The sequence below is a fragment of the Microbacterium sp. genome (assembly GCF_044340635.1).
Lineage (GTDB): Bacteria > Actinomycetota > Actinomycetes > Actinomycetales > Microbacteriaceae > Microbacterium.
This window is the reverse complement of record NZ_JBIITF010000015.1, coordinates 61,139-84,397: the sequence shown is the minus strand read 5'-3', so window position 1 is coordinate 84,397 and position 23,259 is coordinate 61,139. Positions and strand designations below refer to the sequence as shown.

General features: G+C 64.2%; 20 protein-coding genes and 1 pseudogene. 6 read left to right on the top strand and 15 right to left on the bottom strand.

Going from position 1 to position 23,259, the window contains the following annotated elements; translation table 11 throughout:
- Window positions 1–598: 598 nt before the first annotated feature.
- On the top strand, window positions 599–1,033 hold the full coding sequence (locus ACIQ0W_RS12945) for a hypothetical protein (protein WP_101305219.1): 435 nt from the start codon (window positions 599–601) through the stop codon (window positions 1,031–1,033).
- A gap of 305 nt (window positions 1,034–1,338) precedes the next feature.
- Here the strand turns inward: ACIQ0W_RS12945 and ACIQ0W_RS12940 are convergent, their stop codons facing one another.
- The 5 genes and pseudogenes from ACIQ0W_RS12940 to ACIQ0W_RS12920 all read right to left on the bottom strand — a co-directional run.
- The gene (locus tag ACIQ0W_RS12940; protein WP_005054973.1) at window positions 1,339–2,595 is read right to left on the bottom strand and encodes a hypothetical protein; all 1,257 of its coding nucleotides are present in this window, start codon (window positions 2,593–2,595) and stop codon (window positions 1,339–1,341) included.
- Window positions 2,558–3,901, bottom strand: coding sequence for a hypothetical protein (locus ACIQ0W_RS12935; protein WP_005054971.1), 1,344 nt, complete (start codon window positions 3,899–3,901; stop codon window positions 2,558–2,560). The genes ACIQ0W_RS12940 and ACIQ0W_RS12935 overlap by 38 nt, the downstream gene beginning before the upstream one ends.
- 69 nt (window positions 3,902–3,970) lie before the next feature.
- Complete coding sequence (locus ACIQ0W_RS12930) at window positions 3,971–5,074, bottom strand: hypothetical protein (RefSeq protein ID WP_005054969.1); 1,104 nt, start codon at window positions 5,072–5,074, stop codon at window positions 3,971–3,973.
- Window positions 5,071–6,690: an AAA family ATPase gene (locus ACIQ0W_RS12925; protein WP_230007221.1), complete on the bottom strand. Its 1,620-nt coding sequence runs from the start codon at window positions 6,688–6,690 to the stop codon at window positions 5,071–5,073. Before ACIQ0W_RS12925 ends, ACIQ0W_RS12930 begins: the two co-directional genes overlap by 4 nt.
- 47 nt (window positions 6,691–6,737) lie before the next feature.
- Window positions 6,738–6,882 (bottom strand): annotated as a pseudogene (locus ACIQ0W_RS12920) (translation initiation factor IF-2 N-terminal domain-containing protein); the annotation flags it as partial.
- Between the two features lie 517 nt (window positions 6,883–7,399).
- Between ACIQ0W_RS12920 and ACIQ0W_RS12915 the strand changes: the two are divergent.
- Window positions 7,400–7,861, top strand: coding sequence for a hypothetical protein (locus tag ACIQ0W_RS12915; RefSeq protein WP_005054965.1), 462 nt, complete (start codon window positions 7,400–7,402; stop codon window positions 7,859–7,861).
- An 80-nt stretch (window positions 7,862–7,941) separates the two neighbouring features.
- Window positions 7,942–8,748 carry a metallophosphoesterase gene (locus ACIQ0W_RS12910; protein ID WP_005054963.1) on the top strand — a complete coding sequence of 269 codons (807 nt, stop codon included), beginning with the start codon at window positions 7,942–7,944 and terminating at the stop codon, window positions 8,746–8,748.
- Here ACIQ0W_RS12910 and ACIQ0W_RS12905 read toward each other — a convergent pair.
- The 5 genes from ACIQ0W_RS12905 to ACIQ0W_RS12885 all read right to left on the bottom strand — a co-directional run bounded on the left by ACIQ0W_RS12905 (window position 8,745) and on the right by ACIQ0W_RS12885 (window position 15,706).
- Window positions 8,745–9,152, bottom strand: a complete 408-nt coding sequence (locus tag ACIQ0W_RS12905; protein ID WP_043341843.1) for a hypothetical protein — start codon at window positions 9,150–9,152, stop codon at window positions 8,745–8,747. The genes ACIQ0W_RS12910 and ACIQ0W_RS12905 overlap by 4 nt on opposite strands.
- A gap of 227 nt (window positions 9,153–9,379) precedes the next feature.
- Window positions 9,380–11,623, bottom strand: a complete 2,244-nt coding sequence (locus ACIQ0W_RS12900) for a TniQ family protein (RefSeq protein WP_101305218.1) — start codon at window positions 11,621–11,623, stop codon at window positions 9,380–9,382.
- Complete coding sequence (locus ACIQ0W_RS12895; RefSeq protein ID WP_005055282.1) at window positions 11,620–12,780, bottom strand: TniB family NTP-binding protein; 1,161 nt, start codon at window positions 12,778–12,780, stop codon at window positions 11,620–11,622. Before ACIQ0W_RS12895 ends, ACIQ0W_RS12900 begins: the two co-directional genes overlap by 4 nt.
- The gene (locus ACIQ0W_RS12890) at window positions 12,777–14,930 is read right to left on the bottom strand and encodes a DDE-type integrase/transposase/recombinase (RefSeq protein ID WP_005055284.1); all 2,154 of its coding nucleotides are present in this window, start codon (window positions 14,928–14,930) and stop codon (window positions 12,777–12,779) included. The genes ACIQ0W_RS12895 and ACIQ0W_RS12890 overlap by 4 nt, the downstream gene beginning before the upstream one ends.
- Before the next feature lie 56 nt (window positions 14,931–14,986).
- Window positions 14,987–15,706: a TnsA-like heteromeric transposase endonuclease subunit gene (locus ACIQ0W_RS12885; RefSeq protein WP_005055286.1), complete on the bottom strand. Its 720-nt coding sequence runs from the start codon at window positions 15,704–15,706 to the stop codon at window positions 14,987–14,989.
- A 445-nt stretch (window positions 15,707–16,151) separates the two neighbouring features.
- Here ACIQ0W_RS12885 and istA point away from each other — a divergent pair, with 445 nt between their 5' ends.
- From istA to ACIQ0W_RS12870, 3 genes are all read left to right on the top strand, one after another.
- Window positions 16,152–17,717 (top strand): IS21 family transposase, encoded by a 1,566-nt coding sequence (gene istA / locus ACIQ0W_RS12880; RefSeq protein ID WP_005055317.1) that lies wholly within the window; start codon window positions 16,152–16,154, stop codon window positions 17,715–17,717.
- Complete coding sequence (locus tag ACIQ0W_RS12875) at window positions 17,714–18,460, top strand: ATP-binding protein (RefSeq protein WP_005055316.1); 747 nt, start codon at window positions 17,714–17,716, stop codon at window positions 18,458–18,460. The genes istA and ACIQ0W_RS12875 overlap by 4 nt, the downstream gene beginning before the upstream one ends.
- Window positions 18,461–18,638: 178 nt before the next feature.
- On the top strand, window positions 18,639–18,962 hold the full coding sequence (locus ACIQ0W_RS12870; RefSeq protein ID WP_005054589.1) for a hypothetical protein: 324 nt from the start codon (window positions 18,639–18,641) through the stop codon (window positions 18,960–18,962).
- On the opposite strand, the gene ACIQ0W_RS12865 is transcribed toward ACIQ0W_RS12870, so the two are convergent.
- The 5 genes from ACIQ0W_RS12865 to ACIQ0W_RS12845 form a co-directional block, all read right to left on the bottom strand.
- Entirely contained in the window at window positions 18,959–19,690 is a 732-nt protein-coding gene (locus tag ACIQ0W_RS12865) for a DUF6602 domain-containing protein (RefSeq protein ID WP_005054591.1), read from the bottom strand. The genes ACIQ0W_RS12870 and ACIQ0W_RS12865 overlap by 4 nt on opposite strands.
- A gap of 165 nt (window positions 19,691–19,855) precedes the next feature.
- The gene (locus ACIQ0W_RS12860; RefSeq protein ID WP_052323164.1) at window positions 19,856–20,377 is read right to left on the bottom strand and encodes a Mov34/MPN/PAD-1 family protein; all 522 of its coding nucleotides are present in this window, start codon (window positions 20,375–20,377) and stop codon (window positions 19,856–19,858) included.
- Window positions 20,374–21,663 (bottom strand): ThiF family adenylyltransferase, encoded by a 1,290-nt coding sequence (locus tag ACIQ0W_RS12855; protein ID WP_005054595.1) that lies wholly within the window; start codon window positions 21,661–21,663, stop codon window positions 20,374–20,376. The genes ACIQ0W_RS12860 and ACIQ0W_RS12855 overlap by 4 nt, the downstream gene beginning before the upstream one ends.
- Window positions 21,664–21,676: 13 nt before the next feature.
- Window positions 21,677–22,183, bottom strand: a complete 507-nt coding sequence (locus ACIQ0W_RS12850; RefSeq protein ID WP_005054597.1) for a hypothetical protein — start codon at window positions 22,181–22,183, stop codon at window positions 21,677–21,679.
- Window positions 22,184–22,185: 2 nt separating this feature from the next.
- A complete protein-coding gene (locus tag ACIQ0W_RS12845; protein WP_005054599.1) occupies window positions 22,186–23,142 on the bottom strand; it encodes a hypothetical protein in 957 nt (318 codons plus the stop codon).
- Between the last annotated feature and the right edge of the window lie 117 nt (window positions 23,143–23,259).

Here is a 23,259-nt window from a genome sequence, read left to right as displayed (position 1 = left end):
ATGCTGCGGAACAGCCGCATGTCCAGCTCGTGGGTGGCCATGAGCTCGGACCAGCCCAGATACAGATCACGCAGGGCGCTCGGGACGACTGCGGTCGCGGTGGATGACGAGGACATCGCATAACTCCTTCGTTGATGCTCGGCGCCTGCAGGAACTAGGCGACCACTCGGTGGATGAGCTCTACTCTCAGGGAGGATTCCGCCACAGCGCTGTGCCGATTTGGAACAGCTCACCCGGGTTGCCCGGTGACCACGACAGAGATCGGCTCCGGCGCACGGCATGATCAGGATCCAGCGCACGAACGAGACCGGATCGGGCACGGTGCCAGACGATCAGCGCCGCCACGACGAGAGTCGCGGCGGTCACCGCCATTGCTCCGACCCAGCCGCTCTGCGTGAAGACCGTCGCCAGGACGAGACCGACAGCCGGGATTCCATCTCCACGGAGAGCGACGGCAGCACACGCCGGACGGCGAAGATCTACTCACCGCCACCGTCTCCGCTTCCGACGACGACGACAGCTTCGGCTTCTACTCCCGGCCCACCAAGGCCCACATCATCGCCGCCGGCATCCGCCGCACCGCATGAACGAGCGCCTCATGAACAGCCGCACCAGCCTCACCATCTACCCCGCCCACGACGAGCAAACCCTGCTCCCGCCGACGCCGATCCTCGTCGACGAGCACTACTTCGTCCGCGCCGGGCTCGAGCAACTCCCCGCCCGCCTCATCGGGTTCAGCCCCGCCGGCGCGCTCGCCATCACGGCGTGGGTTCACGACGTGTTCCGTGCCCCGGAGCTCGCACGCGACCTGTACCCGACTTTCATCATCGCCGGTCGCGTCCAGGCATATCCGATCCCCGCCGCCAGGGTCACCGTGCGCGAGCCCGCCGGCGTCGTCCAGGTCGTGATCACCGACCCTCGCGGCAAGAGATACCGGCCATACCTCGGCGAGGACCGCGACATTGCCGACCGCATCGCCGCGGCCTGGGGCTCCCACCGCGGATACTCCGCCACCGTCCAACCGATCACCTGACAATCACGAACGGAGACACCATGCGCTGCTTGATGTGCGAAGAGCCCACCACGATGTACATCCCCTCGGACGACGTCGACGGCATCGGGCTGCATAGCTGCGGTGTCTGCGGGTTCGAGATCGAAGGCCCCCGCGACGAACCCGCGCATGTCGCCGACCATCGGAAGCTCACTGCAACGACGACCTCGACGACGTGTAGGTTCCCGTTGGAAATGGCCGAGGATGCCGGGAATCCCCGGTAGTTGGCAGTGGCCGAAGGCTCAGGATTCCGTGGGGAATGGCGAATCCCTACAGCCCCACGCCAGTCAGTCCTCGGCAACGCTGTCAGCGGCGTCGAGGCCGGGCAGTGTGAGAGCAGTCGCTTCGATCTCTTGCTGGGGTGCAGGCTCGGGCGGCGCCTGCGCCGGCTTACCGAACCCTGCGATTAGAAGCTCGCTGATGTCGTCCTTCAGAGAGCCAAAGCTTCGCAGGAACGCTGCAATGAGGCTCACGCTTGATCTTGCCGCCGGATCATTGAGTCGAAGCTGAGCCCCCGCAGCTTCTGAGATGTCTCGCCCACGAGCTAGCCGCTCGTGAACGACGAGATCAAACTGTCGAGGCAAGTCTCGGAGCGCGGGCTGACGGCCTAGCCGGATTGCGAGTTCTGCAGCAGAGTCAGCCCACTCCGGCGGTGAGGGCTCAAACGCGCCCATGGCCTCAGTCCGCACCTCGGGCGAGGCCTTCGCCGCCGCGAGCAGTCCACTGATGAACTTGTCGAAGTCGCGCGACAACTGGCGCATGCGCTGAGCGGGCACAACTCCGTCTGCGAGGCGTTCGCGAAGAAAACTTGTGAATGCACTCGGATCCATCGGGCGGACAAATCCCACGATCGTTACGAGGTTGAGTACCCAGATACTGAGGGTCTCTGAAATGAGCCACCGTACCGCGAGCTGTTCGTCATCCTTGACGCCGGGCGTCCAGCGCTGGCAAAGCGTCTCAAGTAGACCCAGGCTCTGCTTCAGTGCAGCGAACGGATCTAGAAACCACACGGTGGAAGTGAGGAACTTGAACGCAGGTCCGAGCGTGGGATCGTCCTTGCTGACTACTTTGACTGTGCGCCGCAGAAGCAGGGCGTTGGGTCCGTGGGCCCCAAGATCTGTGAGTTTCGAGAGATTAAGTGCGGCCTCTCGCGCCTGGAGGTCGTTGATCGATTCGACGCTGACGCGGGAATGGCGGCCCAGCTCCCGGGTTCTGGGCGTCACGCTCGAGGCAACAGTCAGTTCCGCTCGCTCTGCGCCTACCAACTCTTGCAGTCCGCGTAGCCACACAATACGGTCGAGTGGTTTCGGCGCGCTCTTCCCCGTCCCGCTCTTGGACTCGCCAATGGTCCGGTGACTCTCGAGCCCGGGACCAAGCCCGATGGCGAGTAGATCCAGGTCGGTGACTTGGATGAGTTCCGCGCCGTAGTAGCTGATGAGGTCGATGCCTACCCGAGTGAAGTACCCCTCCCAGAACCACACTTGGCCTACGCGGCATTCGAGTCGATCACCGGGGGTTAGCGGGTCGGTCTTGACGGGTGGCACGTTGCAGTTCCTTTCTCAGCTCGAGGATCGCTGATCTCGCGATCTCGTCAGCGGCTCCGAGGTCGCCCGCGCCCGCACGTGTTTGCTCTGGGTTGGTGAACTCGCCTGGAGCTCGGAGGAGGTTCACCGTCGGGTCCGTCGTTCCTGCGGACGTTGATGAGTTCTGAAGCCACGCGAGCCCGCCTTCGACGATCTCCTCCTTCACAAGTTCGAGGTATGCCCGGCCGTGGTCCGTTTCACGGACGCGAACGATGCCGTGCGCCTCAAGCAGGTGGTAGTCGGTGCTGATGTTGCTCGCAGGCCCAACGCTCCCGCGGTTTAGGAGCGCCCGCACGAGGACCACAGGATCGTGTATTCGACCGCCGCTACGTTCCGCTCGTTCATGCCCGAAGAGCATGTGGGCGACAAAAAGCTTGCGCTGATTCAGCGCCTCGGTGGTTGTGAGCCGGTCGTCCTCCGACTCGAGAGTAGGTGAAAAGACATATGTCTGCGCTCCGGATCCTCCCGTCGACTTGACGGTGGCGGCCTGGACGAGTCCGACCTTCTGTGCTGCGCCGAACACGCCGGGGGTCGGTTGCGCGAGGAGTGGAAGTGCGAGGCCGGGGTGTTGCGCTGCCTGTTCACATATGCCGAGAAGCGCGTCGCGCTCGCCCGGGGGAAGGCCACGGAGGAACGACGCGATCTCAATCTGTCCTGACTCCCACACGTAAGGGCTATAAATTACGTCCTCGGCGAGATCGACGGAGTTGACGCGCTTTGTAAGGCCTGTCGCCAGTGCAAGGTTCAGACCGGTTTCGCTGACTTGGTCGTTGAATCCTCGTCGGTGGAGTTGGTCGAGATGTTGGGTGGTCGTCAACGGGGCGAACGATGCGACTTCGATCGAGTGCAGCGTTACGATCTCATCGATGGTCGGGTTGAGCTGCTGTAGAACGCGGTAGGACTGTTCGATGAGGTTCCCGGTTACGCCCAGAAACTCCTGCACCTCGATTACAACGCCTTGTGTGTCCAGCGCGAAGTCTGCAACATTGGCAGCCTTCAGCGCCGGCAGCACGGTCGAGTGAAGTGATTGCCTTCCAATTCCTGCCTGGACGGCGAAAGACTCGAGGGCGGATGCACTCAAGGGGTCGGAGAATCCATGGATGCGGGCGACGAAGTCCATCGCTTCGCCTGCGTGAAGTAGTGACTCGAGTCTGGGTCTCAGAGCCGGGTCGATTGTGCGCGAGGCTTGATGAACCCGCGTCACAGCGCGCCCGAGTCGCCGGTCGGACCTGTTGACGTCCAGATCGGCAGTGGTGCTCTCCGCCATTCGAATCTCCTCACCCGCTACCGAGATGAGCCTACTGATCGGGCGTACGCTCCTCGCAGTGCGCTCGTCTCAATTTGTGGGGAATCGCATTTCGAGCACTCGCTGCCATTTGACGACGTCGGCGGCGTCCTCGGGCCGAAGACTGCGCATGTGTGCCAGACGATTCCGAATCGGCATGATCTGCGCGCTGAACTGTCGCCAGTGAGCGGCGCTCAACCCCAAGTCGCCGATCTGGGAACGGTCCTTTAGTTGGAGCAACTCCCCGAGTGAGAGCCATTCGAGAGGGTCGCGCAATTGCTTGACCGACGTGGCGCCCATGTATGCCGATTCGCTCGCTCGCTCGAGCACTTTTTCCGGAAGGTCGCCGTTCAGGCACTGCGTGCGCCAGTTCTCCGCCCATGCGGCGATTGCGCGCCGACGCACTTCGCGTCGGATGATCCGCTCGATCTTCCAGAGTCCCGAACTCACCTCGGCAAGCTGCTGCTGAGGATCGAGGGCATCCGCGAGAACCTCGTCGAGCGCCTTCTTGAGCGGTCCGAGATGCTTCGGAAAATTCCATGTCCGAGTCGCACCGTCGGGCGCTGTAAGGCTGGAACCATCCAGCGCCTCAAGCTCCCTCGCGTTGAGCAGGCCCAGCGCGCTCTGGCCAATCAGCAGGCTCTCGTACACGACACGATCGAGAGACGCAGCCAGGTCCATACCGAGTTCTGTCAGCGCCCGGCACAGTACGTCGGCCGGGGAGGCGCCGTCTTCAACGCACGTTGGCCACTCGTGAGCGCCTGTGCTCTTGACGACCGGAGCATGCGCCAGGCTGGCGTCGTCAAGGAGCGAACTCCCGACCACTGGAGGGAAAGCAATCCGAGGCGCCCGGGAGAGGAGGATGACCCTGCCGCCGGCCTCGACGTCGCTGAAGACGCGCTCGCGTAGCGCACCCATCTGAGTGGCCTCACTCTGCATCGTGAGCGACTCCATCCCGTCGATCACGACTGTTCCGGTGGTAAGTGGGCCATCTGGCTGCAAGTAGTCCCGGACGCGCGTCACGTTCACCTGCGAAGCCCCCAGAGCGCGGCGGGCTGGCTCGTTGCTCGAGCCCAGCTGCAGGAACACGACGCGGAGTTGCTCCGCTTTTCGGTGAACGCCCAGTATCCAGTCGGAGTAGTCGGTCGCGCTCATACGAGCTCCAGGATCACGCTGACTTCGAACTCGCCGTCCTGTTCGTGAATCAGACCCAGGTCCTTCAGTCGACGAACTGCGACGTGCTCGCTGGATGCGAGTTCCTTGAAGTCGGCTGCACTGTCCATCAGCACGTCCAGCATGACGGCCTCGTTCGCGTAGTAGCGCTTGACGTGTTGGACCATCTCCTCAATGTTGCCTTGGACGCGACTCTTCCAATCATCAAGTTCTGTGAGCACGGAAGCGCGAGTCATCGTACGTTGGAAGACGTCGGTCGGAAGGTGCTGCACGACGGCTGAGCTCAGATTTCGATACAGATAGGCGTGACCACCGGACGCCTCGTGGAGTGCCTCGAGCGCACCAGGTTCGATCTGGATGCCCATCTTGCCGCCGACGGTGCTCGCGAGATCGTCCGCCTCTTCTCGCTCCAGCGGCTTCACGTACACGGCCTTCGCCCAAGAGAAGAGGGGATTCGGTCGACCATACAGTCGTCCACCTTCAACGATGGCGCTTGTAAGGCCGGACAGCACGAAGGTGAAGTTCTCAGACTCCTGCACGATGCTCCTGAGGGCCGATAGCAGCTGCGCAATGCGTGGCATGTCGCCTTCAGCGATATCGATGCGATCCGCTGGGGTCAAGTACTCGATCTCGTCCAGGAGGAGCAGGATCCTATGCCCGTCTTTGTGGAGATGCTTGAGTATCGCCTGGAGAGCGTTCTTCAGGTCGAGGATGCTCGGGCGTTCCTGCAGCTGCGAAAGCTCTTGGGTGCGCAGCTTGTGAGCTTTGAGTTCAGCAATCAGTCGTCGACGCAGATCGCTGACGATGTCGTCGGTGGGGTCTTCCGGCGGAGAGGGGAAGGCCTCCAGGTCCATGAGGACGGTCACCACTTTGTCCTCTTGCAACTCCTCCTTAAGCTGCATGAGGATGCTCGTCTTGCCCGACTTCCGCAGTCCGAAGACGCCTGTGACTCGCTGGTTGAACACGTCGTCACGCATCGACTGCAGCAGTGTCCTGCGGCCGAAGAAGCTCGCGCCATACACGGGAGTCGTCATGTAGAAGAGGTCTCGGGCATAGATGTAGTCGCGAAGAAGGGTAATTAGCGAGAGTTCGTCTTCGTCGTCAATCAAGAGCGGGATCGCTAGTTTCGCGGGGCGCGACCAGTCGTTCAGTTTGATCTGTAGACGCCGATCGGGCGACCACATGAAGAAGATGTCCGGAGTGATGGAACGATCGGCGCCACCGAGCTCGCGGGCCGCAGCCTGGAAGGTCCGGCCCTGGAGATCCTCATGCGGACTGTAGAAGATCATCACCTCGCGGGTAAACCCAAACCCGGCCTCGATCGCTCCACTGAATCGCACATGGACGATCGCGCAGTCCCTGAAGCCATCCTGACGGCAGAACCCCGCGTAGACCACCTGGGAGCCAAGACTTCGCAGAGCGTCGATGTGGTCACGCAGGACCGGGTACTTGTATCGAACGCGCTCGACGTTTGCCAGCAGGTCTGGGTGCTGGGGCGCCGCCACAGCGCCCGATCGCCAGCCGAACTGTCGAGTGGATGGTGCGGTCGGATCGAATCCCGGCCGATCGACATGCGGGTCTACGTGCTCACGTCGCATCGGCGATGGCCGAGGCGAACCGGGTCGAGGGGGTCGGGCACCGAACGACGCCCTCACCTTGCGAGCAACTGGAGCTTCTATCGATGAAGACGGGCTCTTGACGAACTCACCAAGTTCTCGCAGACGGACCAAGACGGCCTTTGCGTCGACTCCCAGTTCGGCGGCGAGCTCGTGCACTCGCATCTTCGCCATCTGTTCTCCGCTCGTGGTCACTTGGCCCGCTGTGTCTGCCAGGGGCTGTGCATTACCGGCGAAGCCGGGTTGCCAGATCAGTCTGTTGCATGCTGCAGACACCGGCTGCGATGACACGGCTCGATATATCAGTCGCCGTCCGCCGTCCCACCGAGGCGGCGCGCCTTGAGCAGCACGTTCATGTGCCTCGGGTGGGCTACCCATTGAGTTGTGATCGGTCCAGCGCGTCGAGTGAAATGGCCTTCCACCGGCTGCTAGGCCTTGCTGGGCCTCGGGCCAAACGGGGTCCAGGCCCATGCCCGCGACGAACGTCACGCAGCGCTGGATGTCGATGAGGTCTTCTGGGGCCGCTTTCAGCCGCTTGAAGTGTGCGATGCCATGAGGCGAGCATCTCACGACGGGCGAGACTTCCTGAGCGAGAGCAACCACTCGACTCGAACAGGCTCTGACCCAATCAGTGGACACAAATTCACCGGTGTGAGAGACTACTCCGTTCGCCAAACGAAGGGTCTGGCCGATGTCACACTCTGACGGCAACACGGACTGGGGGCGGATCATCCGCGACATGATCGCGCGTAGCACCGACTCTGCCCCCACCGAGCCCGGGGTCTACCGGATGCCGTGTGGGAACTGCTACGTCGACTTCTTCCTCGCCTCGGACGGCACCGAACGGTGGCTCGTCCCAGGCGATGAGCGCAGCTACACCCGCGACACCGTGGCCATCGCTCGCCACGGCGAGCACCCGTGGGAGCGGATGTACACCCTCGGCCATGCCGCCGCCGAGATCCGCCGCCGCGCGACCGCCGACGGCACACCCGTTCTTGTCCTGATCGATGAGCTGGCAGCGGTCGCCGCCACGGAGGATGCGGCGGAAGACGAGGAAATCGCCCGTATCGCCCGGGAGCGTCCCGCCGACAGTGCGGAGGTGGCGCGCTCCGATCTCGCCCGGAAATTCGGGATCGATCTCGACGAACTCTAGGAACATCTAGCGGTGTCTACCGAAACGCTAGACACCGCTAGATTCTGCTAGACATCCGTCACATGCGAGGAGCGTTAGCCGTGAGTGAGTATCCGTGGTTCGACTTCGACCGAGTCGACTACGTCACCGCGGACACCCACTTCAGCCACGCCCGGATCAGCGAACTCGCGGACCGTCCATTCACCACCGTCAACGAGATGAACACCGAGCTCATCCGCCGCTGGAACGAGACGGTCGCCCCGACAGATGTGGTGCTACATCTCGGGGATGTCGCGCTCGGGCCGATCGAGGAATCGATCACCCTCACCGCGCAGCTGAACGGTCACCGGTACCTCGTCCCCGGGAACCATGACCGGGTCTCACCAGCGACACAGTCCAGGAAGGCGATCGAACGGTTCGCGCCGCTCTACGAGGCGGCCGGGTGGACGATTCTGCCGGAGGTCATCGAAGGCACCCGGCACGGCTACCGGATCCTCGCATCCCACTACCCGTACAAGGGCGACTCGCAGGAGTCGGACCGACACACGTCGCACCGGCCCCGCTGGGACGATGGGATCCCGCTGTTGCACGGTCACACGCACGCACGCGACCACGGCCCGAATGGGCACCAGTTCCACGTCGGCGTCGACGCCCACGCATACGCGCCCATCCCGTTCACCGTCATCGACGAGTGGGTCCGGGGCCTACCGGATGTCGAGCCGTGGCTCGATGTGGCGGTCCGTGAAGCCCGTCAACTCCTCGCCAACCTCGACGCCACCGAAACCTCGAACTCCGACGCGATGTTCTACACGATGGGCTACAACGAACTGCGCGTCGCGCTGGAGGAACTCCTCGGCGCGCTCTACTCTTCCCACCCCGACTCCCCCGGGAACACCGCCAAGGCTTAGGACTGCCTCGGACGCGCTTTCGGCGCGGGCGACGGTATGAACAGTTCGCCTGCCGCGGGGCCGGATCGGAGGGTCCGCGGTTCTCGTCGGAAGCGGATCCATCCACAACGCTGCCAGTGCACCATCGTCAGGTACCGCGGCGACGACGACGTCCAGGCAGCCTGATGCTCCGCGGCGCTGAGATCGTGCGACGCGAGCTCCGGGAATACTTCCCGGAAGGTCGGGGATTGGCCGTGTTCGCGGGCGTAGCGATGGAGGAATGTCACAGCGCGACGCGCCCACACCGGCGCCGTCTCGTCAGCGGTGAGTTCAATGAACAGCGGCGCGAGGTGAGGTGCCGACCACGGCTTGTCCTCCCGGCCTGAGTCGGCCGACACCACGCATTCCTTGCCCTCGACCGTCATCGCAGAGATCCCACCCCGGACTCAGCTCCGGTCACGGGTGTCGTCGGGTGCGCGTTGCGTGTCGGCGGGACCCGCAGGCTCCTCGCCCTGATCTCGTCCTCCAGCTCGGCTGCTGGATGAACCCGCATCCATGACTGCCTTCAGCGCCGTGGTGTACTTCTCTCCTGTCACCTTCACGCGTTCCCGCGCGTCGTGCCGCAGCCGACTGGAAGTTCGTTTCTTCTGCGTCATGCCGACGTCCTTCGCGTGTCTGGAATTCGAGTATTCGTCGATGGCTCGACGGGAGTGCTGCGACGGAGTCCGTGAGCCTGTGATGGGCCCCGCGGGGCGGGCGGGTCAGATCGTTGCCTGCCTGCGTCCGAGGTAGACCCGTTGATGCGCGCCCCGCGTGGGCGGACCGGGATGCCGGCGCTATGCAAATGCCGGTTGATGGTCATCTCGCTACAGCCGGCGAGCTGCGCGATCTGTGCGATGGTCCAGTGCTTCGTTTCATAGTGATCGCGGAGCCAACGGGGGTCGAGGTCGAAGGTGCGGGGTCGTCCCCTTCGAGTCCGGGTGCCCGCGTCGGCGAGAATGCGACCCACTGTCTGCCGAGACACCCTCGTGTCTGCGGCGATCGTGTAGGTGGAAGCTCCCGCCGCGTACACCTGCGTCAGCCGGTCTGGTGGCATGGCTTCTGTCGCTGTCGCTCGTGCCGGCCGGATGGGCGGCCACGACGGCGCGATCTGGGGTCCGACTTCCGGGAGCTGAGGGGTGGGTTCGGGTGTCCAGGTGACGGGCTCCTGAATGCCGTTGGCGACGAGGAACTCTGCGGCGATCTGATCGAGCGCCGCCCGCACCGCCGGCGGGAGCTCCTCTACGAAGCGGGCTACGGCGGGCGGGCTCGCCCTGGTCGTGTGCCACGCCGTAGGCATCGCACGCAGCGGGTTCCCGGAGAGTTCTTGGTACAGGGCTGCGCGCGCCAACTCCCAGCGTCGTCCGCTCCCTGGGGACACGCCCGCGTCCCGGCAGAGCTGCCCCCACTGTGATTCGGGCAGGAGATCGGTGTAGTCGAGGTGGCGGCGGCGGGCGTAGTCGATGGGCACGTCTTGCGTGTCCAATAGAGCTGCCAGGCGGAGGACCGCGTGCAGGGTCGTCACGTGGTGAGTGCTGCGGCCCAGCTCACGCATCACGTGCGTCACCTGCCGTGACGGTGCGTGCGGATCGAGCAGCGCGAGCGCGGCGGAGTGTGTGAGCCTCGTGCCGGTAAACACGACCGCTGCTGCCAGCGCGGACGCGGCGATCTCGTTGTCGACCCGCAGTGGGGCGTACTGGGCGATCCAGTCCCCCCACAACTGTGCCGGCACTTTCCGTGCTCGCTCTTCCGGGCTGACGCCCGACGGCGGTGCGGACTGCAGAAACACGGTGGGGCGGCGGCGGCGACCCAGCGCGGCCGCGATCAGGGTCTGTAGTTGTGGTGTGTGCGCGGTGTACGACGTGCTGTGCGCCAGCCGCCCCTGCAGCAGGGAGATGATCGCGGCCGGATTGGTCAGTGCGCGGTGACCGAGGGTGGTGCCGACAGCGGCCCCGACGGCAGAGTCTGGTCGCGCCCGGATCGCCCTCGTCCAGTCCTCGCTCATCTCGAACAGCCCAATGAGCTCCCGGCCCAGCGGGCTCGCGTCGATGCTGTGACCGCCGACGATTGCGTCCCGCGCGGTGCGGGACAGTAGCCGAATGTCTTCCAACACAGGCACGGCCGGCTGCGGTGCATCAGCATAGATCCCGAACTGCGCCTGACCGGTGGAGACGATGCGCATCATCGCCCGTTGCGCATCCAGCACCGCCTGCGGCACCGGCGTGCGGGTCCGGTCCTCGGTGAGGTCCGCGCGACACCGGTTGGCCTGCGGACCCCTCCCCGGACCCCGCACGGGATTGTGGCAACGCCCGGGAACGGGAACAAGTGCGAGCGGGTGAGCGCGGTGTCGGGCAGGAAGATCACAGGTCTGGCACCGATCCACGAGAAGGCGGCGGTGGCGGGCACAGGCGAACCCGAACGGGAACTGCCACGACATCCGCCACCGTCCACCCGAATCGACCAGGCATTCCGGGCAGTATCGTCCCGCGGTCCCTGCAGCCGGGCATTGCGCGCTGATCCGACCCTGCCGGGTATAGCGGATCGCGTGACGGGCGAAGCGCATCCTCGTCATCTCGTGAAACTGATCGGCAGGGATGCCCGTGGAAGCCTCAAGCCGGGCAGCCTGCTCCTCGGTGAGGGTTGTGGCCCACTTGTCCGCCATCCACGCGGTCGCCGATACAGCCAAACCCTTCTCCTGCTCGATGAGACCGAGCGCGCATGCCATCTCGTTCATCGTCGCCCCATAGGTGGCCGCCATCTTCTCCAGCCAGGAATCGAACGGCTCATCCGGCAGTGGCCGCACCCGAAACGGCAGCACCCGCACCTCGTCGGAACGCGTCGCGGCCTTGCCGGTCATGCGGCTGCCACCTCGCCACCCTGGGTCTTTCGGCGGCGGCCCGCTCTCTGGCTTCGAAGCTGCCGTTCCAGCTTCGCCTCCAGCTCACGACGTTCCGTCTCGGCGCCCTCGTCGATGCGAATATCATCGAGCAGCTCCCGATCGATGCGTTCCCTGCCGGTGCGGATTGCGCGCGATGCGCCGCGGCGGATCAGGTCCATCAGCGACCCGATGTTCCCGGTCGTGCGGGCGAACAGGTACCGCGAGAGGTCGACGAGCATCCCGTCTCTCCCGTCGGTCAGCACGAGGGCCTGGTCGATGCCGAACAGCAGCCGGTCCCATTCATCGCGGCCGCGTTTGTGGGCGAGGGTGAAAGGTTCCAGGCTGAGGACTGTCCACCGTCGGAAGGTCTGCGCCATTGCTGCGCCTTCGCCGGTCTGGCCCTCCCCGACGAGTCCCCGCTTGCGGAGGGCGACACCGGCGAACAGGAACGTGGCGTTGTATTCATTCGAGAGCCACTTCAACTGGTTCGCGACCTCTACCCCGTCACGGGTATTCATCCGCAGGAAGTGGAGATCATCAACGATCACCAGGCGCGTGTCGTGGCGTTCGATGCACTCCGCGGCTGCCCGGGCAAGATCTCTACCCGCCATCGAGCGGTGCAGGATCCCGGCGGTGGCGGGGTGGGCGTAGAACCCGAGGATCATCATGTGCAGACCCTTGATCGTCGGCCGGCCCGTCAACGTCACATGACACACCGGCAGGTGCCGCACGTCCCGGTCCTGATCCAGCCACTCCCCGGCCTCCGCGATCCGCTGCTGGTGGAACACTCGACCGAAGTTGTTCACCACCGTGGACTTCCCGAGCGCCGGCGGCGCGTCGATCGCCGCCGCTGACTTCACCCGGTCGGCGTCTTGCAGGTTCGAGTCCAGGATGTCGCCGAGTTGCAACTCGATCTCCTGCACCTGTCGGGTGCGCAGCAGGATGTTCGCGTGCCACTGACGCCGCGCCAAGTCATACCCGACACGCTCCTGCGTGGATAGCGCCGCCAGCCGCTTCAGCGTGAGGGTGTCCGGACGGGTCCGGGCTGGGCGTTCTGCGAAGTCGTTCCACCCCTCGTAGGTGGACAGGCTCCGCTGCCGTGCTCCCGCCTGCGGCTGGGGCTGGGTGGTTGTCATCGGAGCATCTCCATCGGCTCGAAGCGGTAGTCGCCACGGATGGTGGGCTCGTCGATGTCGTCCTCGTCGTCATCATCTCCGGTCTCCGGCACATCGACCCGTGTCCTCGGATCCCTCACCCCGCCGGTCAGCTCCGTCGCCAGGTCCGACCCGGCCGTGAGTTCTGCGTCCAGCATCCGTTGCACCGTCCGCAACGACCACACCCCTTCCGGATCGGGGTTCTTCTCATCCAGGCGGGCCGCCATCCGGGCGCTCATCCGCCGCTCCGACGGTGTCAACCCTCGGCCCGCGCCCCAGTCCTCGAGCAACTGCGCGGCAACATCATCGACCTGCGAGGGGCGGCCCTGCCGGATCGCAATCTTCTTCGCATACTCCAACGCGTCCAAACTGAACGGGGTGTCGAACGCGTCCTTGTGCTCCCACTCCAGGGTGTGCCAGGTGTGATCCTCCGGGTCGTGGAAGTAGATCTTCGTCAGGTCGTCCGGGTTCACCACGAACGGCCACTCCGTGCCCGTGTCCCGGTGGATCGACCGGGCCCGGTTGCGGTACTTCGCCACCGAATCCCCCGTGTAGCGAAGATTGTGAATCTCCACCCCATAGTGGTTGAACTGACGCTTCACCACCGGCAGCAGCTCCAACAGCACATTCCGGTCCGTCGGCATCCGCAGCGAACCCGCGACAGCGAGCCCCTGGTCATACTTCTGCGCCGGACTCAACTTCACACCCGGGAGGCTGGGATCGGCGAGCGACTCATGCGGGCGGAGGTGATAGACCGTCGCGATCCACTCGCGGATGATCTGCTCCAACTGCGGAACCGTATACACCGCCTCACCCTCAACATCGTCCCCACGACCCGACACGTCCGCACCCTTGTAGCCGGGGAGCTCCTGCAGGAGAGAGTCGAGAGTGCGAAAGAAGCGCTCCACCGGGCTCTTGTCGGTGGGCTGGTAGATACGGGCTGGCTGGATTGATATGCCCAGTCGGGCGCACGCGGTGGTGACATGCTCGGAGAGGAAAGGGCGACCGTGGTCCACGACGATCGTCTCGGGCAAGATGCCGGCGCGTGTGAAACGGGCGACATCGGTTCGGGTGGGGTCGACGAGCACCGTGTCAGGCACGCCGTGATACGGGACACGAGCGGCGGTATCCCAACTGCCCGGTAGGTCGAACGGCAGCATCGCTTCGACGAGAACACCGGACACGTCGATGGACTTGGTCGATCCTGGCGTCAAGCGCAGCCCGAGAATGCACCGTGAGTAGAGATCGATCGCGACCGTGAGGTCCGCGCAGACCCACTTGCCCGTCACCGGAGCGACGGCGAACACATTCAGTGGGGTGGTGTCAAGAAGTACGAACTCACCGGGACGTGACGCGGTCAACCGTCCGTAGGGAGCGGCGGGCCGGTTCGCGATCGATCTCTTTGCCTTCGTGGAACCCGCGAAAGTGCCTCGTCCGCGGGTGAGCTCGTCCAAGCCCCGGTATGCGCTGGCGGTGGACGGGAATGTGACGACGTCGGGGCCGTGAAGTCTCTCGATGCGTGCGCGGATCCGGGCGAGGATGATCTTCTTCTGCACCTTGGACTGATCGTCCTGCTCATCGAGTATCGTTCGCGCGGCGTCAACCCACCGCGGGTCGAAGTTTGTCAGTGCCGCACCCGTCCGTGACATCCGGGTATCGATGAGACCCGCTTCCCCGGTGTCTCGATACCGGGAGACCCATCGCTCCAGGGTCCGTAGGCCTATGTCGAGCTCTTTGGCCTTGGCCTTCTGTCGCTCTCGGAGCGGCCGTTGCGGGTGGTACTCCAGTCGTGGCTCGCCCTCTCGGGCGACCTCACGACTGCCCGACCGGTATCCCGTGAGCACCTCACGGACGTGATCCGCCCGATGGTGAGCACCCGCCTGAGCGGACTGGGTTGCGTCCGACCAGACAAGCATCAAAGGTTGCGTCTGCTCGTCGTCGCCCACCCTGCCTGGCACGTGCACTCTGCCGCCTTCCGACTCCGGTTGCAGCACATCGATCATGCGGAGACGGCGAGTGCGCCCATCCGCGGTGCGGACGATGACGGCGCCATCACCGATCTCCGCGACCGTGCACATCTTTCCGTCGTAGGCAATCTGGGCCCCCGGGCTGACCTTCCAGGTGTTCTTCATCGGACGCGTTTCCCTTCTCGTTGATCTGCGGGTGTGTGGATCGTCGCGCTCGACACTCATGTCTCCAGGAGGCTGGTGATGTCGAGCACGCGGGTGAGGTCCGTGTGCAGGCGCCGCGTCCACATCAGGTGCAACACAACGGACCGAGCCAATCGCGGATCGGCAGTGATCGCCGTGACAGCTCGCACCGCTTCGCCGAATGTGACCGGAGTGGATAGCAACTCTGCTGCGCCATCGACTTCGGACTCGAGGAACTGGAAGCGCCGCCTATACCCGGCGAGGAACCGCACGTTCGCCAGCACGACAGGATCGGGCTCGGATTGCACCCGGTACTCCCAGCCGTGCCCCTCGATCACGCGCCGCGACCATCCCAGAGAATCGCGCACTTTCGGGCGTGACAACTTCTCAGCCGGCTTCACATCAACCACGCACCCCGACTCATCGGCGTGGACGAACAGGTAATCCGGGACGTGCTTGCGGCGCGTGCCGCGATCATCGCCGTCGAGCAGAAACGGCTGCGAGAGGATCCACACCACCCGCGGGTCGAAGTCGGCCAGCAGCAGGTTCACATACTCCAACCGCGACTCGTACCCCACCGGGGCCTCCATCGTCGCCGACCAGTACGAGCCGGAGAAGTGTCGCTGCTTGCGGTACCAACGAAACTCCCGCCACGGCACCGCGGTATCGAACTGACGAAGACGAACATCATTCAAGGCGATGACATCGACGTGATCGTCTGACCTGCGAATCTGAACCGTCGACGCCAGCCCGGTCACAGCCCCGACGCTCCCTGGTACGACAACGGAAACGAACCAGCCCCTGCGGTCCGGCGGTTTGTGAACATGTCGCCATCATGGGCGCCCACACACGCGTGCATCCATGCACGAAACCACCACGAATACGTAACACACGTCATACCGAGTTGCTCTTGCGAATCGGTCAATTACGTACTACGTGACGTACGTTCTAGTGAATGTCACATTCACTGTACTCTCGAAACGACCAGAATCAAGTTGTGTACGTCAGATAGACAACACCGGGAAGGAAGTCGCCTCGGAATTGAGTATTAGGTCCTCTGAGCACCACCGGTATTGCGGTTGAGCACCGCTCGCTGAGCACCGTGTTCTTGTCGTTGGGCACCACCGGATATTCGGGTTCAGCACCACCTTCTTAGGCTCCTTCTGCCGCGTGGCCAATCACGCGGCAGAAGGAGTAGTTCGGATGGTACGCAGGATCAAGGCGAAGCTGGTGCTCCGGCTTCGCGCGGAGGGGTTTTCGAAGCGGCAGATCGAGGCGCAGGGCATGTCGCGACACTCGGTGATCGCGGTGTTCGACGCCGCCGACCGGGAGGGCATCGATTACGACGCTGTTGCCGGTCTCGATGACGCGGAGGTGTATTCGCGGTTGTTCCCCGGGCGAGGTGAGCACGACAGTGTTCACGCGCAGCCGGACTGGGGCCAGGTTCACAAGGAGCTCGCGAAGGTCGGAGTCACGCTCAAGCTGCTCCACGGCGAGTACGTCGACGCCTGCCGAGGCAGGGGTGAACCGGCGATGGGATACGACCGGTTCTGCAAGTCCTACCAGCACCACGTGCTCATCACCGGGGCGGCGTCGCGGGTCAGTCACAAGGCGGGGCAGTCGGTCGAGGTCGACTGGTCGGGCAAGACGATGCAGCTCGTGGACCCGGTCACCGGTGTCGTGTCGAGGGTCTACTTGTTCGTCGCGACGTTGCCGTTCTCGAGGTACGCGTTCGTCGAGCCGACGCTGGATCTGAAGCAGGACACCTGGCTGCGCGCCCATGTCGCGATGTTCGACTGGTTCGGCGGCAGTGTTCCCCGGATCGTCCCGGACAACTTGAAGACTGGGGTGATCTCCCACCCGGCGGAGGGTGAGGTGGTTCTCAACGACGCGTATCGGGAGCTCGCGGCGCATTACTCGGCGGCGGTGCTGCCAGGGCGGGTGAAGAAGCCGAAGGATAAGGCGAGCGTCGAGAACACCGTCGGCAACATCGCGACCGGGGTGATCGCGGCGCTCCGCAACCAGTCGTTCGCTACGTTGCCGGAGTTGCGGGCCGCGGTCTACGAGCGGATGACGGCGTTCAACGCGGAGCCGTTCCAGAAGCGCGCCGGGTCCCGGCTGGGTGTGTTCGAGGGTGAGGAGAAGCCGCTGCTACGGCCGCTGCCGACCGTCTCGTTCGAGATCTCCCGGTGGGTCTACGGGCGTCGCGTCCAGAAGAACGGGCATGTGGTGTTCGAGAAGAACTTCTACTCCGTTCCCTACGTCCACATCGGTCGCGCCGTCGATCTGCGAGTCACCGACAGGATGCTCGAAGTGTTCGCCGGGCAGGATCGGCTGACCAGTCATCTTCTCGCTCCGGCCGGGACGGTGAACGAGTACCGCACCCATGACAGCGATCTGCCCGACGGTCCGCAGTATCGGCAGTGGGACGCCCCCAGGGTCCGGGAATGGGCGGCGAGGATCGGGGAGAACACAACGATCGTCGTGAACCGGATCTTCGAGTCGGTGCCCGTCGATGAGCAGGGCATCAACGCTGCGCTGGCAGTGCTCCGCATGACGCGCCGGTACTCCGCCGACCGCGTCGAAGCCGCCGCCGGCATCGCTCTCGCGTCGAAGGTGAGGTCGCCGCGCTACGCACACCTACGACCCATCCTCGAGACCAGGCAGGACGAGCCCGGCAACCGTGATGCCTGGGCGACACCCGGGACACCACCCGAGCCGACGGGGTATGTCCGCGGCGCCGACTACTACGCAGGAGGCGCCCGATGAGCCGGCTCGACTCCGAGACCAAACGGAAGCTGCGCGAGATGGGCGTCACGTCGCTGGTCGACGCAATCGAAGCCCAGGACGACGCCCTCACGATCGGGGTGGTGTTCGAGGAGCGGATCAAGATCGCTGTCGACGACGCCCACGCCGCGTTCACCCACTCCAAGGTCGAAGGCCTCGTCCGACGCGCCGGGCTCCGCTACCCGAACGCGGACCTGCGCCGGGTCGACATGCTCGAACAGCGCGGCCTCGATCGCGGGGTCATCGCGCAGCTCGGGACCTGCCACTTCATCAGCAGGCAACAGAACGTCGTGTTCCAAGGATTCACCGGCTCCGGCAAGTCCTACCTCGGATCCGCGTTGGCGAAGCAGGCCTGTCAGCACCGCTACCGAGCCCACTACATCCGCATGCCCGACCTCGAAGAATCCTGGGCCGCCGCGAAGGACCGACCAGCGGGGAGAGAGAAGTGGCTACGCAAGTACGCCGCGTTCACCCTGCTCGTGATCGATGAGTGGCTGCTCGACACCCCGACCGACGACACGAGAACCATGCTCCTCGAGCTGCTCGAGAGACGCTACGACGCGACGTCGACAGTGTTCTGCACCCAGTACGCGAAGAAGGACTGGCACGGGCGCCTCGGCGGCGGAGTCCACGCCGACGCGATCATGGACCGCATCGTCCACAACACCATCTGGATCGAAACCGGCGAGGTGAACATGCGCGAACACACCGCCGCGGCCAACTGAGCCGACGCCGGTGAGCGCCGCTTCCACGGGGTGGTGCTCACCGGCAATACCGCCTGGTGCTCAACCGCGATATCCGGTGGTGCCCAACCGCAATAATCAGTGGTGCTCAAGGGGTCGAATACTCAGGAATCACCTCGCGCACGTGCCGGACGTCGGTGACGTATGCGAAACTCGGGGCATGACGATAGTGGAGCCGATCGCACCAGCGGAGTCGCGGCTGTTCTTCGGCAACAGCTACATGAACGCTGTCGTCATAGAGATCGCCGCCCTCGAAGGCGACACCTTCTCTCCCAAGCAGATCGTCGAAGCGACTGGACTGTTGGGGAGCATCGTCCACCCACTGATCCACAAGCTCCGCGACGCACACTTCCTTGAGTTCGTCGGACGCGTGCCCGGAGAGCGGACCCTGCTCTACCGGATCCGTGACAACTACTGGTGGGAAGCCGCGCGACGCTACGCCGCCGACCGGGAAGCCGCATCGGCCGAGCGCACGGCTTCCTAACTGCCTGGGGACTGCAGCGGAACGTAATAGGCATCCAGATCGATTGCTAGAGCTGTTCCCAGCCGGGAAAGTGCGCGATACAGACGCGTCGCGAACCAGATCAGTTCCTGTCCTCCTGGGGAGTACGCGACCCCGTCAGTCTGATCGAAGGCGCCTCCTCGGACAGCAATGCCGAGATCGAGCCCCGTGGGCTGAGGCTCGGTGATCGAGCCCACAGCTGCAGCACCGCGGATATCTCCCCAATCAAGATCCGTGCTGAGAAAGACACCCAGGATCGGCTTGGCTTCCGGATCCTGAGCTGGATACGTACCGCCTGCATGCCGGATCTCCGCTGAGGTGCGGTGAAGTCGGCGAACGCTGGCGACCTTGTCCCGGGCGTAGTCGAGGTTCTCCTTGTTCATTCTGGGCTTCACCTCACAAACGGCGTACAAGCTCTCGACCGGCACGAAGCGGACGTCGCCCTGCTCGAAAAAAAGGGGCGAGTACTGTCGATCGAAGATCGCAATGTCGATCTGTCCGCTCTGTTGCCCGAGGGAGTCGATTGCGAAGATTGGCCCGACCCCGTATCGCTGGGGAAGAAACTCCCGGAGCACGCTGACCCATTGCTCCTCGGTGGCGTCACCCTTGGTGCCGGGATGATCTGTGAACTGCGGCATGAGCCCCAGCCCTGTGAGCATGTGGTCCTGCTTCGCCGTATATGCCTTGGCAAGGTCGAACGGTTCGGACATGGGTGGTCTCGCTTTCAATGGACGCGGCTGGGAGATCGCCCGCGGGGATGGTGTCGAATGTTCGTGTTCGGACGCCACGCGCTTTGTGTAGGTCCACGACGTAGTTCTACCCGTCGCGCATAGCGGTCAGCAATGATGTGGGCAGCGGCCGGTACTGGTGAAACCTCAACTTCGATGTTGGACTTCAGTGGCTTCGCCGGGTGGCATCTGGTTCCGCGAGCCCTGATCGGTTGCTGTGAGTGCGAGCGCGGCACGGTGGAGTTCGATGCCGTCTGGCGATTGCGCGAGCACCCATACGCTCAGGTGCGGGCGGGGATTCGGTGACCCAATAAGCGCGATGAATCGATGGAAGCGAAGTTCCAAGTCGACGAGGTGGGAGATGTAGGTGTTGAGATCCAGCGGGCTGGGTTCTGGCGGACCGTTGGGATGGGTGTGCCATTCTCCGATCCATTGTGAGCGGTCGACCTTGTGGGCGCGGTCCGCGGCGAGTTGGGTGTATTCGAGGTCACGGAGGAAGTAGCCGGGTTGGTGGACGGCGTTCGGACCGGGTGCGGAGGCGGATGTAATGACGAGGGCGTTTTCGTGTCCGAAGAGTGCACCGCCGGTTTCGAGCGTGGGGTCGCTTCTCGCGATGATCGTTCTGATCGATGTGAGCGCACCCTGGGTGATACCGACGGTCCAGCTCACGGGTGGCGATGGCATGCGGGGCAGTCCGGGTAAGGGGGCGTCGCGGAGGACCAGTGCGGGTGGAGTGCTCGTCGCGCATCGAAGGGGGCGGCGTAGCCGGGTGATGGGCGGAGGGCGATGACGAGGTTGTCATCGGTGAGGGTCTGATCGACTTCACCGGCGTTTTGCAAGAGAGTCGCGACGGCGACTTTCGCTGCGATGCTCCCAACGAGGTGAAGGTCTCCACCTATTGCGGTCATCGGGTTGTGTCGGGTGCCGTCCCCGTAGCCTCGGTCCAGGCTCGGTTCGGGATCGATCATTCCGTTGTCGCGCATGTATCGACGCTGACAGTCGAGGCATCCGACCTCGGGCAGTGCACGGATGCGCAGAATCTCTCCGTATCTGCCGTCGGCGAGGACGCAGGCGAACACAATCGGTTTGCCCGCACGGCGTGCAAGGTAGTTTGCGACGCGTCGGGGTTCGACTCCGTCGACGGTGCAGATGATGATGTCGGCGGCGTCAATCAGGGGTCGGGTGATGTTGGCGTTGGCGGTGAGGTCGATGGGCCATGGGCTGATGTTGCTTTCCGGCCACTGCCTGTTCAGGGATGCCTTTAATCCATCCACTTTGGACATTCCAACGCTCGCGGCAGCGAGGACGTGCCGGGGAACGTTGTGGAAGAGGATCTTGTCAGGATCGACCAGGTCGATGTGGCCAACTCCGTAGCTTGCGAGTGCTTCGGCTGCGGCTCCTCCGATGCTGCCGGCGCCTAGCAGGAGCGCCCGCGAGGTCGAGAGGAGGCTGGTTGGCCAGAGGCTTCCAAGGGCGGTCACATGCTGGGTTCCGTCCTGGATGTCCAAAGAAATGGGGCGGACGGTGTCGTTCGAGATCGTCCACGCCGACCAGGCCGGAAGCCGTTCCCCATCGCGGATCTCCGGAGGGTCGGGACAGAAGGTCACGGCGATGTGCCATTGGCCGGGAAGCGGTGCGATCGCCTGCGGGACGAGGGTCTGGAAGGCGTCGAAGGGCATTGTCGCGTGTTGGTGGGTGAGAAGGTACGCGCAAAACGCGGCGTCCGCCGGCACTCGGTACCAGTGGCCGACGCGATTGAAGTCGGCGACCGTGAGGAAGTGGTCGGGATCCTCCGTGAGATGGACGAGGTCCGAGTCTTCGTTCGAGAGGGCGACGACTATGGCGGCCTTGTCCGGTGCGGACAGACGGCAGGTGAGATTGCCCCACGCGTACGACTTGTCGATGACCTCCATCGCTTCGGTGGGCAACAGCACCAGCCAGTTCTCGCCACTCATGCGCTGTGCTCGGTCACGCTGTCTCTTCCGCGGTCGCGGTGATCAAGTGATCGAGTTGCTCGTCGGTGACGATGCCGTTGACTGTCATGTTCGGGATCTTGCCGCGCTGAAACAGGGCGAACTCGATCATCCATCCCGACGCTTTCAGGATCAGATCGCTGGTCCGCGAGAAGAGGTCCCACTGGTCGGCATCACGGAGCAGGCAGAGGCCGCCATTGGGGAGCACGTGGTACTGGGTGAAGCTTCGCAGGGTGACGTCGGGCTGCGGTTCCAAAGGGTAGAGGATTGGTGGGACCGCGGGGAAGCCGTGCCCGTACGCGACCCGCGCGCGCAGCGGCTGGTCGACGAGGTTTGACAGCCCGGCTGGTTCGGGTCGTGTGAATGGCCATACCGGGAGTGCGCCGCTGAAGTGACCGGCACCTTCGGGCGTCCACTCGAGGGCGGGGGCCACCGAACCGATGTCGTCGATCTCCTGCGCGAGACGACCCGGGTCATCCTCCCACCAGCTGCGGAGGATCAAGGTCAGCCCTGCGGGGAATCGCGAACCGGACGCGGCCCAGTCTCTCCCGCTCCACCGGGAGGCAGTACGAGCGGGAACGCAGTCCCGAAGACGGACTGCCAGTGACGTGTCGCGGCCGGCTGATCATTGGAGGCGACGGCCCGAAGCGCCGCGACGGCGTCAGCTGCTGCATCCTCTAGGGACCTGCGCAGACCGGCCACGTCCAGACTCGGCTGGATCAACCCGGAGAGCTCCGCGGGATCTTCAACGCGCAAGGAGTGCGTCGAGGCGTTGACGAAGAAGTTCTTCAACGCCTCGGGTCGGTTGTTGCTCACCGACAGGCAGTCCAACGCGAGAACCTCCATCACGAGCGACTTGACCGTGCCGGTCACATCTTCATGCTGACGCGACCAGTACTTGAGGACCCGGACCAGCGGGCGAAACAACGACCAGTCCTGCTGCCGCCGTGCGACCTCGTTGATGAGGTACTCAGGGTCTGCGAGCGACCAGCGCTCCTCCTTCTTGAACGGGATCAGGATCCCGTCCGGACGTCGCAACGCTGGCATCACATCGACAGTGAACGCGTTGTCCTGCTCCGGCGGATCGACGAAACACTTCGCGGCGCGATTGCGGTCGGCGGTGCGGATCAGGCGCACCAGCTGCGCGCGCGATCCGTGGGACACGGAGAGGAGATCGTTCACCAGATCATGGCAACGCTCGATCGCCTCTTCGGCAGAGCCCCCGTCCTCGCCCCAGTCCGGGTGCTCGTCCTGATCGAACTCGACCACGAGATCCACATCATGCACCGGCTGCAGCTGGGTGCTGCGGGCGAGCGAACCCGACCCCCACACCACCTTCACATCCGGCGCGGTCAGCAACGCGGACGTGAAGGTGTCGCGACGGTCACGGGCAATCTGCACGACCTTCACATCCGCGTCGACAACCGACTGCAGGGTAGCGAAAGACTCGAGAACCGTCATGGAGCACCTCTCCCCAGCGGCCCGGGTGCGGGCGCTGATTCAGCGTACGGCCGACCTCGGACATCTTGCGGAAGAGTCGCCGTCTCTCGTCCCGCATACTCGGCGCCCTCACGTCCG